A 15,903-nucleotide genomic window follows, 5' to 3' on the forward strand; every position below is an offset into this window, starting at 1 on the left:
TAAGCCTTACGAAGTTTTAAAACCTTCGTAAGGCGGTTTTTCTTACTTTTTCGCAAACCAGATTTCAAGATTAGGCAACTTTAAAGTTTGATGCGGCGATGCCGGATCATGTAACTTTAAACTCACCGGGTAAAGTTCATTTGCTTCAAACGTTAAAGGTTCAAGATCTTTAATATAGAGATTTTGTGGAATACTATGTGTGAGCGCAAAAGGAATGTTCTTTTTAAAGTTGTTGAACACTTTTATCAGTAACTGGTTATTGCCGGGCATCAAATCCAAACCGATGACATGACTTACAGAGGCAGCCTTACCCGGATTATTATTGATGAGCAGTTGCCTCCCATTAAGCAAAACAATTATGCCATCGCCGCTGGTAATCTTAACCTGCGAGTAAATTAAATCCTTGCCTGCGTTGATGTTTTGCAAAATGTAGTAAGCATTATCCATGCCTGCAGGCAGATCAATCAGCTGCCCGTTTTTATAGTCATTTACAGACCGCCATGGTTTATCGGTGTCTTTGGTAAAAGGTTTTGAGATATCGATTTTATCCGCGCTGCCATTTAAACCTCCTAAGCCCGCGGAGTATGGGCCGGTTATATATAATGGCCCCCATTTTATTTTAGCCGTATCGGGTTTATACTTCATCTTCCTGTCGCTGTCGAGTTTGAACGTGGTGGTTACATTATTTACATTTAGGTCAACAATGCTGCCTTTTTCTTCGTCGGTATATTGTATAGCAGGCTGATACCTGCCTTTGTGTTTGGGCTTAATTGTCCAGCCTTGCTTTACCGTACTTTGATAATTGCTGTTATAATCAATACCCGATGAACTATAATAATTATAAGCGTTGTGCTCATCCAGTTTTATGTGGTCATAACTGCTGCTCAGGATATGAACAGGTTGCACTTTGTAACCTTCGGCAACGTCAACCGCTATAACTTTTATTTGTTTTTCACTGTCAAAACCTGCGGGTAAGGTTATCACAGCGGCATCAGTTGCCTGTTTAAAGCTAAGCGATTGTTGTTCACCCAAAACAGAAACATTACTAATCCTGCCTTCCAGACCGGGTAAAGTGATCAGGCCATCAGCGGGTGCCGAGGTTACAAAAAGATAAAGCTTATTGGGTTTACTGGTTATATTCCCCCAGTCAAAAGAGGCAAAAAAGGGATCGGCAGTTGTGCCATAAACAGCTTCGGCATTTTTATGGAGCCAGGTCCCTATCTTCAATAAAACATCCTTTTCAAAACCAACTACTGAGCCATCTCCTTTGGGCCCGATATTAAGCAGGTAATTCCCTCCCCTGCTAATCACGCGGATCAGGCTTTCCAATTTCTCTTTATACTTTTCATCCTCGCTTCCGCGTTTTTGCCACGACCGGTAGCCCCAGGTTTCGTCAAAAAATGAAGCGGGCGACTGCCAGGGCACTCCGATGGAATAATCGGGATACTGATTATCACCCATTACGGCAAAATCGCCCTGATCATTACCCAAACGGCTGCTTACCATACAATCAGGCTGCAGGCGGTGCACCAATTGATAAAGCTCTTTACTTTGTTCAGGGCTTTGCGACCCCATATCAAACCAAAGTTCGGATATAGTACCATAGTTTGATAGCAACTCGGTTACCTGCTTCTTGTTATATTCATGATGCTCGGGTGTTATATAATCAGAATTATGACTTGATATGGGCGACGCTTGCGGATAATGCCAGTCTATCAGCGAAAAATACAAACCAAACCTCAGACCATGCCTTTTACAGGCTTCGGCCATTTCCTTTACCACATCACGTTTAAATGGAGTAGCATCAACCACATTAAAATCGGTAGTTGCAGTTTTAAACATGCAAAATCCATCGTGATGTTTTGAAGTTAATACAACAGAGCGCATCCCAGCCGCTTTAGCCAGCAGGGCAATACTATCAGCATTCCAGTTTATCGGGTTAAAGTTTTTGGCCAGGTTGGCGTAAGTATCACTGTAAATACCAGCATGGGCCTGGATTTGCTCACTTAAGCCGCGGATAACCGGCTTCCCATCCCAAACACCACCCAAAACTGAATAAATACCACCAAAATGGATAAACATGGAAAACTTCTGATCCTGCCATTGCTTTATCGAAGAAGATGGCGGTTGTGCAAATGCAAAATGAATACAAACTAATAACGATAACAGTGTGCTTATGATTTTTTTCATGGGAGGACTTCAATACCTCAAAGTGTAAAAAAGTTGTTAATAAACAAAAAACTCACAACTTAAACTTGCCTGTTATAAACTAACAGCTACACAATTATGCACACAAAATAACTCAACTTTACACTTTTGCTAATAAACATGTTATATAATTGTGAAATACGCTTCACAAATTGCATTTTTTTAATAAAAATATTATTTGCATCTTTGTAGCAACACAACCCTAACCCTAATTCATAATGAAAAAAATTCTCTTGCTCAGTAGCAAGGGTTCATTTAACCTTTAAAAAAACGTAATGTCCGAATCTATTCAAATTCAACCCAATATCCATTGTGAGCCTTGCAAAGAATGTGGTGCACGCCCGGTAATTAATCAAACCCGTAAAGGTTTTGTGGTTACCTGCCCAACAAATAAAAAGCATTATGAAACTGCTCCCGGTATGGTAAATATTGATGAATGGAACAGGTTTAACCAAAAATCGCCCGTGCTTACAGGCACACAATATAAAAGCAAAGCCTCATAAAAACTATTCCATAAAAGTAATAGTTTCAGTTTTGGGTATTTAATCAATAAAAACCTGCTTATGAGGATACAATGGGTTTAATTGTATTCATGTTATGCATATTGTAGATACTGAAAATGAACCTTCAAAAAAAAGGCACAGCTATACATTTTGTCCAAAGTGCCAAACCAATACCGGCCAAAGGATCCACCGGCCGGCATTGTTAAAGCTATTGACATTTTGGCTGCCGGTTAAAAGGTATTTTTGTTATAGCTGCAACAAAAAATACCTGGTAATTGAAAGGTAACGAAACCGTTCGGTAACAACACTTCCTATTGTTCAAAACACAGTATAGCTTAACAATATAAGACCCTTTCACTTTGCAAAAAGCGGAGCTGTTTGCCTGCTACCCGATTTGAGATACTCGGCATAGCTTTTTTTAATATAACTGATCATATCATAATCGCTCATTTTTTTCACTTTTTTAATTTCGGGGTGATATTGGTTCATAAAGTTTTGCAGCGAATCGCCTTTAAGATTAGTTATTGAGCTCACCTTTTCTGGCGAAAAAAACCTGTCCACATACTCATCTTCTTCATCTTTCAGCAAAATCTTTTGCAGCTTTGATTGCGGAGCTCTGTTTTTATTCAACATGTCGATCACCGACAGCAAGTTGATGCTCAAGATAGTTGCTGTACTTTTATCCGCATTTATGTGATTGCTGGGCTTACCAAAATCAAGATCAGCCGGACGTGCTATAAACGCATCTTTTATGGTTGAGCTATGATAGGCAAAAACAGAGGCAAACTCCCTCCTGTTACGTAATGAATCGGCCCTGGCATTACGCCTGGCCCTGATCTTTACCTCACTTAAAACAGTTGCCGCAGGCTCAATGTAACATCTTAAGGTATCAAATTTTAAAAAACTGACTATAAGCTTAAAAGGCTTGTAACCTATGCTGGTGATCCTTAAAGTATCACCGGGCTTTACGTTGGCCAACACAAACTTCCCTTCGGCATTACTTATACTTTTTGATGCGGGTGTATTGATAAAAGCATTTGCCACCGGCAAATAGGTAGTTTTATCAATAACGATACCTTTAACACGCTGGGCAAACAGATTTATGGACAAGAGCATCAATATTACTGTTGAGGTAAGTTTCAATGTTTTCATGACGGGTTCAGTTAACAGGTGAGCAGGTTAACTAAATATACGCATAAATTATTAACCTGTACACTTTTAACAAATATTAACATATGCCGCATTACGGTCACAAACCTTTTCTTTCCGCTAAAAAAGCCAATAAATTACTTCATCATCGCTTCAAAAATTTCGTCAAAACCTTTGCTTTTAAATTTTTGGAAGGTTCCGTCAAACTTTTCGCTAATGGGGTTAAGCAATTGAAAGCAAAGCTGTTTATCTTCCTCGCTCAATGCACTGGTCATCATTCGCGCAACTTCAAGTACACGTACTTTGGCTTTTCCAAGAGTTTCCTCTCCAAGGGCTGTTAATTTTAAACGCTTAATACGTTTATCATCAATATCTTCATACTCGGTTATCAGTTCGCGTTTTTTTAGCCTGTTAAGCATATTGGTACCGCTTGATAGTTCGATTATGTTATTATAAATAGCTTCAGATTTTATTGGGTTAACCTGGTTAAAAATAGTAACCAATATACCGAACTCCTCTATCTGATCAAGCCCTGTACCTTCAAGCGCTTTGTTTGAATATACCATATGGTACTTTCCTATCCGTCTTATCAAAATCATGAGCTTGCCGTTAATTCCCGGCCTTAATTGCCAGTCGGGCGTTGCTTTCTTCTCATCTGCTGCCTTGGCCATTAGCTGATGCCGGAAGAAATCATCCAAATTACAACCGGGATTTTGCTCCTCATAATCGCCCCAAAGCTTAACCAATTCAACTGTTTTATTCACGTGTTATTTCCTTTTGGTATCAAATCTAAAAAAAACGTCTCCAATATTTGCTATTTACTTTCTTTTGGTATAATATTGCATTAGTTTACTACCATATGGTATATTTTATAAATTTAATCAATCTTACCAAATGAATACCTCACTCTTTTTACCAGCACTATTAATATTACACTTAACAGGGCTAACTATAATGGCGGGCACCACCATTGTTGATTTTACAGTATTTAAAACCTTTTGGAAGCATTTTGATGATGATACAGAAAAATCAAAAGGTATACTGGCAGGTACATCTAAGTCATCAACACTGATTGGAATAGGTGCCGCCCTGCTGGTTATAACAGGCATTGGCATGATGGCCTTAACCCATGGCGTATTTGGCGAACAGCTATGGTTTAGAATAAAAATGGGAATTGTTTTGGTTCTAATGCTAAACGGGATATTTTTTGGAAGGAAGCAAGGCGAAAAGCTACGAATGATTATGAGTAACGACAAAGCTTACTTAGCAGAACGGGTTGACCAAATTAAGGTGAACCTTAATATCTTTTTTACGGTACAACTGATATTGTTTTTCAGCATAGTTTTTTTAAGCATTTTCAAATTTAGTTAATCAAAAAAAAATGGAAATGCAACAAAACACGCCTATTTATAAGTTGGTAATTGTAGGCGCAAACGGCGGCATTGGCAGGCAGTGCGTTGAACAGGCCCTTCAGGCGGGACACTTGGTTACTGCAATATTACGAAACACGGCCAAATTAGCAATCGAGCACCCCAATCTAAAAAAAGTAAGCGGTGATGTTATGCAACCCGGTGCATTTGAAAATCATTTTGAAAACCAGGATGCTGTGATTTCGGCAATAGGCGTAGCCGGCGGTTTCGGATCAGATAAACCCACAGCTTTATATTCGCAAGGCAATGCCAATGTTTTAAAAGCGATGGAACAAAAAGGCATAAAACGCATGTTCCTGATCTCGGCCAGTGCAATTGAAATAAGTCCCGTACTCCCATTTTATATCAGGCTTATTGAAAAATATGTAGTTCAAAAACTGCTGAAACATATGTATACCGATTTGCTCAAAATGGAGGCAGTGATAAAAAGCAGTAACATTAGCTGGACTATCATTAGACCACCGCAGCTTACAAACCAAGCCGTTACCGGCACATATCGCATAGCTATTAATACATTTCTTAAAAACTGCCTCAAAATATCAAGGGCCGATGTTGCACACTTTATCATCAATAACGTTGCTAACCGGGATACTTACCAGGCAACAGTTGAAATTGGATATTAACACTAAAATCCGCCAATGAAGCAGAGCACCTTTCACTACGTGTTAACTTAGTGATCCAAACAAAGCTGACTATTTCATATAGCAAAAAAAGACCTTTCCATTACTGAAAAGGTCTTTTGCTTTAGTACCCTGCGGATTATTTTCCGTAAACTATCCAGGAAGCTTTCGACCAGTCATTAGCTGGATCGATCGCACCTATATAGTTGGTTTTATCAAAGAATGAATCGGATAAGGAGCCATCAAACTTGCCCGCAACAATTGCCGGTGAACCTGCTTTAGGCAATAAGTTTGGAGCAGCATTGTTAAACGGATCGGTCAACATAATATCTGCTGCAGCAGTGAATGATTTTGTGCCATCACGGCCTTCAACTAAAGCTTTCAAACCTGCTGCGTCCAATAAACCTGCTGTAGCCAGTTTGTCAACTTTATAAGGTGAAGTTACCGCCTGCAACAAGCTGTTTTTTAAACCGCTTGTCCCGGCAATATAATACTGAGCGGTTGGGTCATTATCCAGGTCTAAACCCGCTTTTTGTCCTCCCATTACGATGGCGTTAGCCAAAATAAATTTTGCACCTCTTCTCCAGCGCATACCATAACCGTAATCTGCAGATACACCTGTGGCGTTATTAGGCCCTACAGTCGTAAAGTTCGACAACAAAGGGAATGTGTTAGGAGTTAACAAATAACCTTTAGCATCTGTTGTGTTATCCACTTCAAAATTGTTGGAAATATCACCACTGGTACCTTTATTATCAGTAAATGCCGGATCTTTAACAGAGATCGCGTATTGGATCTTACCATGGTATCCATCATCAAAATCAAAGTCATCATCGGCATTGTTATAGGCAACCAGGTATTTAGCATTAAATGAACCGCCGAAAAACTCGTAAGCATCGTCAAGGCCGCGAAGCACTTCAATATGATCTACTTTGGTACCGCTGCCAACAGTGTACATACTTAAGCCATTCACTTCATCACCTGGATTAACCGCTTTACCGGCATATTCAATACGTACATATTGTAAAACACCTGAATTATCAGCGTCGTTTGTGCCGCCGAATGGCTGGTGCTCGGTATCTACCCCACCTTCAAGAACTGCGTGGTTGCCATTACCGGTAGCCGACCCAACGATCACAAGGCCACCGAAATTACCTGGTTTCGGGTCAGCCTCCGCCGAGGTGAAAACAATTGGCTTATCAGCAGTTCCGGCGGCATTGATCTTGCTTCCTTTATAAATGATGAGGACACCTGCTGAGTCTTTATTGCTCACAATTTTTGTTCCCGGATCGATGGTTAAAGTTGCGTTATTATCCACGTAAACGTAACCGCGAAGCCTGTAAGTGATATCGGCGGTCCAGTGCGTGTCTTTAGTAATCTTTCCCCTAACATCCATTTTGGTAACAGCAGGAGGATTAACCGGCGGATTTGTACCCGGGTCATTGTTTTTTGAGCAGGAAGCTAATCCTATCATGGCTAATGAGCCAAGTAAATACAACGTTTTTTTCATAATAATTGTTAATAATAATTGATAATAAATTGCAATACCTTTTACTGTATAGCGTGATTATTTTTTGAAACTGAAATTATATTTAAACGAAAGGGTTGTTCCAAAACCCGAATAACGGCTTTGGATTATTTTATCCTCTTTAGCATTATATGCGGTACTCCCCGAGCTTCCGTAATTATTATACAATGCAAAAGGCTGCGCAAGCAGGTCGGATACGGTCAGTTTAAGCTCGGCACGCTTTTTAAATAAAGCCTTACTTAGCTGCATATCGATCACATTCCGTGGCTTCTCATAGATGTCCACACCACCGGTAACGGCCCTGAAACGTAAACGCTCCCCTATCCTGTTATAAAGCACGTTGAAAGAAAAATCAGTACCTTCGGGTGTATAATACAGGCCCGAGTTAATCAGGTAGGGTGACTGTCCCTGAAGGGGGGTAGACGCGTTACGGCCATCAGCCAGCTTTACCTTGGCATTGATATAGGAAGCATTCACATAAAATGTTACATCATTCAAGAAACTTCCCTCAGCAATAAAATTCAGTTTCTTCCTCATCTCGGCTTCAAAACCGAAATCCTTGGCATTGAGCGCATTCTGATAAGTCAAAATATCGTTACCCTGATTGATCTGCTCGATCGGATTCTTAAATTTCTTGTAAAAAGCCGAAACCGAGATGATCTCCCCTCCTGACGGATAATATTCAAAGCGAAGGTCTGCGTTATCAATTATACTTCGCTGCAGATCCGGATTACCGCTGACAATAAAGTTAGTCTGGTAGTCAAAATAGCGAAAACTGGCAAGCTCTCTGAACTCCGGACGGTTTACCGACCTGAAGTACGCCGCGCGTAAATTGACCTTCTCCGATAAACTATAGGTCAGGTTACCTGAAGGCAGGACATCTGTATTATTATATTTCTGTTCGGTCTGGCCCAGCGGTTTGAGCGACTGCGCATACCGTTCAACCCGTGCCCCCCAAACCAAACGGATTTTTTTGTTCAGCTTATTGTCCAGCATCACATAACCGGCGTCCTGATCGGCTTTTCCTTTGTAATCGGTGGAGCTAAGGTCCAGGCGCGACAGATCGATCCCGTTTTGAGCGATACTTTGAGGACTGAAAACATTGAAGATCGTATAGCCACCAGTCAGCGGGATTGCCTTGTTTCCGAAGCCGATGGCGTCAGTGTATCCCAGCGCATCAATACTGAAATCACGGTCACGATGAGAAATAAGACCACCGAATTTCAATTTCTGCGACTCATTAAGCCACTTGAACGGAACTGCCAGGTTTGCTTTCGCACCGTAAATATTTTCATTTAATTTTGAATACACACGGCCAAGGTCATTAGGTTTGGGGCTGTTTTCGCTGGATAATGAGATATATTCGGGCTGGTTCAAAGGTGTATAGATGGTTACGATCCTTTGATCGGGCTGGTTCCGGTATGATAAACCGTAGGAAGCATTCCAGTCAAAAATAATATTCTTTTTGCCCAGCGTGTGCTGTCCTTCCAATGCAGAAGTATAAATGCCGTTTTGAGTTGTCTCTACAGAGTAGCCTTTGTAGCGCAGCGGGTCTGTTTGACCGGCCTCAAAATTCAGGGCATTGTTGGTTTGCTCGAAGTCAACAGAAAAATCGTTGTTGTAAAGGTTTCTCCAGGCAATTTTGTTTTTTCCGAATGTATAAGCGAAATTCAGCAAACCGCCAAGGCTTTTATAGTTGGTATAGGTATTACGGTCAAAGCTGTACAGGGGAAGCTCTTTCGATGCATCATTGAACCCGGTATAACCAATTCTGTCACCAAATGATGCACGGTGCCCATTGCTGTAGTTCAGACTGAAGTTATAACCCAGGCGATTGCCATTTGTATTGATTTTGGAATTGCCCGTGGAAAATTGAAAACCAATATTGGGAAGGCTCATTTGCCCTTCTTTGTAATAAAAGGTATTGGGAAATTGCTGCGCTATAGCGATTTTTTCGGCACTTGTTGTCCCGGATGTATAGTCTTTTTTCACATTAGAATAAGCTGCAGGCAGCTTTCTTGAACCGTCATCGAATCCAAGGAAATCATATTTCCCGTTAGGCCTCGCATCGATAAAGTTATTCTTAAGGGTAGTTTTGGAATTATAGCCAACACTTAGCGCCACTTCCAGGAACCTGCTGTCGGGAATATCTTTGGTAATAGTATTGATCGTACCACCCGCAAAATCGCCGGGCAGATCGGGCGTCGCCGTTTTGTACACGATAATATTATCGACAAGACTTGAAGGAATGATGTCAAAAGCAAAAGCTTTTTTATCCGGTTCGGAACTTGGCAGCGTTGTCCCGTTCATCATATTGTTATTATACCTTTCGGATAAACCACGAATAACAACGAATTTGCCCTCCTGCACGCTTGTTCCGCTGACGCGTTTCAAAACGTCACCAGTATTCCGGTCAGGGGATTTACGGATCATATCGGCAGATATACCATCACTTAATTGTATACTATTCTTCTGCCTTGCGTAAAGGGCGTTTACTGAAGCCTGGCGGTATGTAGCTTTCACAACAACTTCATTAAGAGCCTGCGTTGACGATTGGGTCAAAGCGACATCCAGCGAGGTTACTGCACCTGCCTGAACTTCCACATCAGAAACCGATTTGCTCTGGTAACCGATGTATTTAACAACGATACTGTATTTGCCCGGCTGAAGTCCACTCAATATATACCGGCCTTCCACATTGGTGGCAGCGCCCTTGCTGCCGCTCTGTAAGCCAACTGTCGCGCCTATGAGTGTTTCACCAGTCTTTTGGTCGATTACCTTACCGGCAATTTTACCCAATGACTGTGCAAATGAATTGGAGCTTATTAAAAAACTTAAAATAATGAAAGGAAAGAGCCGAGTAAACTTTTGCATAATCTTAAATGACGCTCAAAATTATCGGCGATAAATTAAGCCAATGTTAAGTTCATATTATCAAAAAGAATATATTGAATAATCGATATTATAGACAATATTAAATAGATCAAGAAGCTTCCAACATTCAAAAAACAAACTCTATTTTAGCACGATCAAATAATTGTAAACAGCGATGGCACAAAAGAAAACAGAAGAGTTCAGTTATCCCGACCAGTTCATCTCAGATGTATCCATAGCACTGTCGCACCCCGGTAGGATCTCTATTATCCGTATCATTGCCCGGAAACCTGGGATTACCACAGGCGAGCTCGTGGAATTTCTACCGTTCGCGCAATCTACAGTATCCCATCATTTGAAGGAGTTGATCAAAACCGAATTGATCTCGGTTAGCATCGATGGAAAAAGATCTTTGTATACATTAAATGAAAATATGTGGAGCAGATTCGCCAGACATTATGGTCGCCTCGTGGAAGAACTGGGCATACCGGATTCCCACGAAGCAGAACCGGAACAACATTAATTTATATTCTATAATATCGTATCTATGCCCGGTTCAAATATGGATATCAATAAAGCAGATCTGGAACTTTGCAACTTTGCCAGGTTGCTGGCGCTTCCAATCAGGGTATCTATCTTCAAAGCGCTTATCGCGAATGGCAACATACTATCTCAAGAGGTATTGCTTTCTCTTCCTTTTAACCCAGGGCAATTAACGAAGCATATAACCGATCTTAAAAAAGCAGGCTTTGTAACCATCAGACGCGAGAATAGAAAGATCAGATATGAGCTTAAAACATCCGATATAAAGCGCCCTGCCATGCAGTTGGCCGATCTTTTCAAAATCATCGGCAGCTACGCACCTATTGAGCCACTAAACCCTAACACCGTCGCTTCCGGGAAAGAGAGCCTCCCACCTGCCGCTTTGAGCTTTGGTAGGTTGATCAAAAAGTATAGGACAACATTAAAGTTTTCACAAGAATATTTATCCGCAGAACTTGGAATGAACCGGAGCGAATTAAGCAGGATAGAATCAGATAAAAAGGACTTTCCTCCGGGGAAGCTACAATTGCTGGCGCTGGCACTATCTGTTGAATATGATGGATTAAAAAAGCAATTCTATAGCTTCAAAATTGTGGAAATGGTTGACAAAAGCGGGTTTGACGAGGCCGTATTAAAAAATGTCAGTCACGTGCTGCAGGCCGGCATTCCCGTCTCCGAACATTTCCCAACCAAGCAAGCTACCCGATAAATGCTGTTTATATTACATTCATATGTTATGCAGGAGATTGTCACGCCCCCTTGGTGATATCCTTTTTAATGCAATGGCTGAGCATAATTCAGTATAACATTAAATGTATATTAAAGGCAACAAGCGAAGATTGAATCGATCTTACGATATAAACTCATTTTTCATGCAATTTAATCTTCATATGTAACCTGTTTAATACCAATTGCCCAACTTGCTTACCCTCTTCTGTTCCAACTATGCAGGAATTTTTAAAATGTATACCGCCATAAACGCGCGATATGCCCGCTTCCATTGCTGCTTCCCTAAAAGATCTAAAGCTACGGGGTGCTATTCCAAACTCAGTCTCTGATGTATCCCGGTATGCAAAATTATCTCCGAATTGGTTGGTCAAAATCTCGGCTGCTGCTGCCGAGATTACAGCATGGCCGCTTACGTATTCAGGGAATGAGGGCGTTTGAATATATGTTTTCCAGTCAGGGTCCAAATATTTGGTTATTACAGTCTCGGGGCGAACTAAATTATATTTATACTTAAAATACCAGCAATTGATAAATGCATCGAATAAAGCAATCGATGTTTCAGCATATGCACAAACTGTGCTGCTAAAATCGGCCTTGCACGTTTCTGAGGCTATCCCCGCGATATTCATCCAATGCCCGCCCGGTGAGAACTTCTTAGTTCCAAAGGTGGCATGTCCCACAACGTTTAACTTAAAGGCATTATCATCCCAAAAATCAGCGATGTGTTTTTGCTCTTTGGTAAGATTTGTACCAATAGACTTTACATCTAATACGTCCTTATAAAACTGGCTATTTATGTCCTTCATATCAAATAAAGGAGGTGGTGGTGGCGCCACTTGCGAAGCAGAATCGAGTATCAAAGGCCTGATCTCTCCCCAATGCGGTTCCAATGCTTGTGAATACATAGGTGGTGTAGGTACCCAACGCCCTTCTTTTTTTGTAACCGTGTATTTGTTAGCGGATCGTGTTTGTGCATAATGATCCGTTTTGCTCCATTTCATAATGTGCTTTGCAACTACATCTGAATAGTTCACCGAATGCTCAAATACATCAGAAGGCATTCCGCCATCTTTTGCTTTCTTTTTTAATGCATCGACATATTCATCCATACTCCCCTCTGGAAATGTAACCGCATTCCCTACATAGCAAAAGGCAAGCAAGGATGCAAACGGGTAATCAATTTCAACACCCGGAGCAGGTTTTGGGGTAGCGGTTAAATGCCTGATTTGACCTGCCAACGACCGGAATTTTTTAGGGTCCTGGGCGGATATTACCTCGTATGCGGCGATGTTAGCATACGCATAGTTACGGGAAGCAATGACTGGGGGGAAATTATTTTCAAGTATAATGTCATTTAATTTTTTTCCGTAATACGGTACAATTCCGGGTTATCAGTTATCTTTTGATAATCAGTTTTTTGGCAGGAACTAAGCAAAATGATAATCCCTGAAAGCCAAAGTAAAAAACGATTCATAAAAATTTATTAATTGTGACGCAGCATAGCCACTATATGAAAAGGTGCTTTTATTTGATAATAGTCATTGGCTTCAAAAAAGCCTTGTCGCTATCCAAAAATGATAGCGACATTTAAATCTACGGCCCATGGTAATTAGTCGGAACTATTGTCCCGGTATCTTCGGGCTTTGAAATTTGCTGCGTTTTGCGATAAAACAGATGCTTACCAATATTGCCGTATGTATTAATTGTATTTCGTCTGATTAATTATTAAAATTAAAGCTTAAACATGTCGCTTATAAATTGCCTTTTTTTAACTCATCCACAGCATAGTGAGCCGCGCGTGCGGTAAGCGCCATGTAAGTGAGCGATGGGTTTTGACACGCGCTTGAAGTCATGCAGGCCCCATCAGTTACAAACACATTTTGCGCGTCCCAAACCTGGTTGTGCGCGTTGAGTACCGATGTTTTTGGATCTTTACCCATACGTGCACTCCCCATCTCGTGAATGCCCTGACCAATTGCATAATTTTTATCCCAGGTTGTGATATTCTTTACCCCGGCCGCTTCATACATGGCCACCAATTCTTTAATAATATCCTTACGCATACTTAGCTCATTCTCTTTCAAACCCGCATCCATTGAAAGTACAGGCAACCCCCACTTATCTTTCACATCTTTATTAAGCGTTATTTTATTATCGTGATAGGGCAAAATTTCACCAAAACCGGTTGCTCCGATATGCCATGCACCAGGTTCTGTAAGTGCATCTTTAAAATCAGCACCTATATTCATTTCCGCAACATCCCGGCTCCAGCCGTCCCTGCTGGCGCTTCCCTGGTAACCATAGCCGCGCAGGAAGTCCCTTTTATCACCAAACAAGTTAACAAAACGGGGAATATAAAAACCATTCGCTCTGCGGCCAAAATAGTATTTGTCTTCGAAGCCTTCTATTGTTCCTTGTGCGCCGAGCATATAATGATGATCCATAATATTATGTCCTAATTCGCCGCTGCTACTGCCCAATCCGCCTTGCCATATATCTGTTGCAGTATTCATCAAAACCCATGCACTGTTCAGTGCAGAAGCATTCAGGAATACAATTTTTGAATAAAATTCATAGGTTTTATTCGTTTCGCCATCCAGCACCTCAACACCCGTCGCTTTGCTGGTGTCTTTATCATACAAAATTTTGGTTACGATTGACCATGGCCTCACGGTAAGGTTACCCGTTGCCATTGCTGCGGGCAGCGTTGAAGATTGTGTACTGAAATAACCACCAAATGGGCAGCCCTCCCAGCACCGGTTTCTAAACTGACACTGCGTTCTTGCCTGGATAGGCGCGGTAAGATTGGCCACGCGGCCTATAAACATGTGGCGCTGTCCCTTATAAAAAGCTTTTATTCTTGATGCCACATCTTTTTCCACACAATTTAGCTGCATAGGCGGCAAGTAGTGCCCATCGGGTAAATGGGGCAAGCCCTCCGTCGATCCACTTATTCCGGCAAATTTTTCTACATAGTCATACCATGGCGCCAGTTCTTTATAACGAATAGGCCAATCAACAGCAATACCATCTTTTGCATTAGCTTCAAAATCAAAATCGCTCCACCGGTAGCTTTGCCGCCCCCATAAAGTAGACCTTCCGCCTAACTGATATGAACGCCACCACGTAAACGGTTTAACTTCCACATAGGGACAATCTTTTTCATTTACCCATGACTTCATCAGGGGTTCCTGGGCCGCGGTCCCGTACATGGCCCAATCCCGGGATATAACAGGGTTATCTGTTTTCTGCTGTAAGGTAGCATTCCCCCGGTGTTCAAAGTCCCATGGATCTTTTGTAGCGGTAACATAATCCTTTATATGCTCATAATTACGACCGCGTTCAAGCATTAATACTTTCAGCCCTTTTTCGGTTAATTCCTTTGCAGCCCATCCGCCGCTAATCCCCGAGCCAATTACAATAGCATCGTAGGTGTTTTGAATTTTAGCTTTGGTATTTACGTTCAATGAATCTATTGGCATTTGACTATATTTAGATTTATGGTATTCGGTTAAATTATAGTTCGGCAATTTCTATTTTTCAGTAATAAATTTCTGCTTCTTCGGATTGTATAATTATCCGCCCATCATTCAACGATGGTAATTCGGTTGTATTTTACTACCACCCTATTTACAATGCAGGTAATTTTATTTTATCACTATTCCCTTTACTGTATTCCATTTACTCCTTTTTTATCCGGAGCCTTTACCAGTACCTCTGTTTTATCATTATTTTTAGCTACGATCAGCAGCTTGTTGTTTCCGGCTTTAATCTCTTTTATATCACGTACGGCCCCTTTTATTACGATGCCGCTTACCTGAGGCTTAACTGCCGTAAAGCCACCTTTCCCGTCTCCTTTAAGCAGCAATCCATAGCTGGCATCGTAGATCCCTGCTTCCGGTTTTGACTGGTAAAAGTTGCCTCCCAGCACAATGTCCTTTTTCCCATCCCCGTCATAGTCTTTCACCACCAGCCCAAAAACCGTCGAAAACTGCGCCTCCACCGGCAATGGCTTCATCAGGAACTTGCCATTCCGCTTATTCAGCAGCACACTGCTCCGCATTTCGCAGGCATCCAGCTTAACCATCTTTTGTAACAGGTCCCTGCCAAATATATCTTCCATCGTTTGTTCCTTGTACTGGGCGTACCGCAGGTATTTCTTCTTCAGATAAGGAAGTTCGCCTACCAGGTCGTGCCTCAGTGCCATCGGGTATTGTTTGTCGCCGTTATAGGTGCATACTATATCTTCTATGCTGCCCGTGCCGCTAAAGTCCCCAACATACATGCTTACCGGCTTCGCTCTGGTTGCCTTAAACCTG

The 15,903-nt window shown here is 41.5% G+C and carries 13 protein-coding genes; 5 read left to right on the forward strand and 8 right to left on the reverse strand.

From position 1 onward, the window contains the following. Positions 1-42 precede the first annotated feature (42 nt). Positions 43-2,190 carry an alpha-L-fucosidase gene (locus IEX80_RS19760; protein ID WP_188833888.1) on the reverse strand — a complete coding sequence of 716 codons (2,148 nt, stop codon included), beginning with the start codon at positions 2,188-2,190 and terminating at the stop codon, positions 43-45. A gap of 293 nt (positions 2,191-2,483) precedes the next feature. On the opposite strand from IEX80_RS19760, the gene IEX80_RS19765 reads away from it, so the two are divergent. Next, the gene (locus IEX80_RS19765; protein WP_090533348.1) at positions 2,484-2,711 is read left to right on the forward strand and encodes a hypothetical protein; all 228 of its coding nucleotides are present in this window, start codon (positions 2,484-2,486) and stop codon (positions 2,709-2,711) included. A 354-nt stretch (positions 2,712-3,065) separates the two neighbouring features. On the opposite strand, the gene IEX80_RS19770 is transcribed toward IEX80_RS19765, so the two are convergent. Continuing rightward, complete coding sequence (locus IEX80_RS19770) at positions 3,066-3,863, reverse strand: carboxypeptidase-like regulatory domain-containing protein (RefSeq protein ID WP_188833889.1); 798 nt, start codon at positions 3,861-3,863, stop codon at positions 3,066-3,068. A gap of 134 nt (positions 3,864-3,997) precedes the next feature. Continuing rightward, positions 3,998-4,624, reverse strand: a complete 627-nt coding sequence (locus IEX80_RS19775) for a MarR family winged helix-turn-helix transcriptional regulator (protein ID WP_090533354.1) — start codon at positions 4,622-4,624, stop codon at positions 3,998-4,000. Between the two features lie 130 nt (positions 4,625-4,754). Between IEX80_RS19775 and IEX80_RS19780 the strand changes: the two genes are divergently transcribed. Beyond that, positions 4,755-5,231 (forward strand): DUF2214 family protein, encoded by a 477-nt coding sequence (locus tag IEX80_RS19780; RefSeq protein ID WP_139160048.1) that lies wholly within the window; start codon positions 4,755-4,757, stop codon positions 5,229-5,231. 10 nt (positions 5,232-5,241) lie between these two features. Beyond that, positions 5,242-5,913: an NAD(P)-dependent oxidoreductase gene (locus IEX80_RS19785; RefSeq protein WP_188833890.1), complete on the forward strand. Its 672-nt coding sequence runs from the start codon at positions 5,242-5,244 to the stop codon at positions 5,911-5,913. Between the two features lie 136 nt (positions 5,914-6,049). Here IEX80_RS19785 and IEX80_RS19790 read toward each other — a convergent pair whose 3' ends face one another. Next, entirely contained in the window at positions 6,050-7,420 is a 1,371-nt protein-coding gene (locus IEX80_RS19790; RefSeq protein WP_188833891.1) for a beta-helix domain-containing protein, read from the reverse strand. 57 nt (positions 7,421-7,477) lie between these two features. Then, positions 7,478-10,312, reverse strand: a complete 2,835-nt coding sequence (locus IEX80_RS19795) for a TonB-dependent receptor (RefSeq protein ID WP_188833892.1) — start codon at positions 10,310-10,312, stop codon at positions 7,478-7,480. A 175-nt stretch (positions 10,313-10,487) separates the two neighbouring features. Here IEX80_RS19795 and IEX80_RS19800 point away from each other — a divergent pair, with 175 nt between their 5' ends. Together IEX80_RS19800 and IEX80_RS19805 are read left to right on the forward strand one after the other, a co-directional pair. Next, on the forward strand, positions 10,488-10,835 hold the full coding sequence (locus tag IEX80_RS19800) for an ArsR/SmtB family transcription factor (RefSeq protein WP_090533366.1): 348 nt from the start codon (positions 10,488-10,490) through the stop codon (positions 10,833-10,835). A gap of 24 nt (positions 10,836-10,859) precedes the next feature. Beyond that, positions 10,860-11,564: a helix-turn-helix domain-containing protein gene (locus tag IEX80_RS19805; RefSeq protein ID WP_176628594.1), complete on the forward strand. Its 705-nt coding sequence runs from the start codon at positions 10,860-10,862 to the stop codon at positions 11,562-11,564. Positions 11,565-11,718: 154 nt separating this feature from the next. Here the strand turns inward: IEX80_RS19805 and IEX80_RS19810 are convergent, their stop codons facing one another. The 3 genes from IEX80_RS19810 to IEX80_RS19820 all read right to left on the reverse strand — a co-directional run. Next, on the reverse strand, positions 11,719-12,693 hold the full coding sequence (locus IEX80_RS19810) for a vanadium-dependent haloperoxidase (RefSeq protein WP_229701687.1): 975 nt from the start codon (positions 12,691-12,693) through the stop codon (positions 11,719-11,721). A 642-nt stretch (positions 12,694-13,335) separates the two neighbouring features. After that, positions 13,336-15,066: a GMC oxidoreductase gene (locus tag IEX80_RS19815; RefSeq protein WP_188833893.1), complete on the reverse strand. Its 1,731-nt coding sequence runs from the start codon at positions 15,064-15,066 to the stop codon at positions 13,336-13,338. 185 nt (positions 15,067-15,251) lie between these two features. Continuing rightward, positions 15,252-15,903: FG-GAP repeat domain-containing protein (locus IEX80_RS19820; protein ID WP_188833894.1), on the reverse strand; the 652-nt coding region annotated here is incomplete at its 5' end.

This window comes from Mucilaginibacter rubeus, from assembly GCF_014643835.1.
GTDB lineage: Bacteria > Bacteroidota > Bacteroidia > Sphingobacteriales > Sphingobacteriaceae > Mucilaginibacter > Mucilaginibacter rubeus.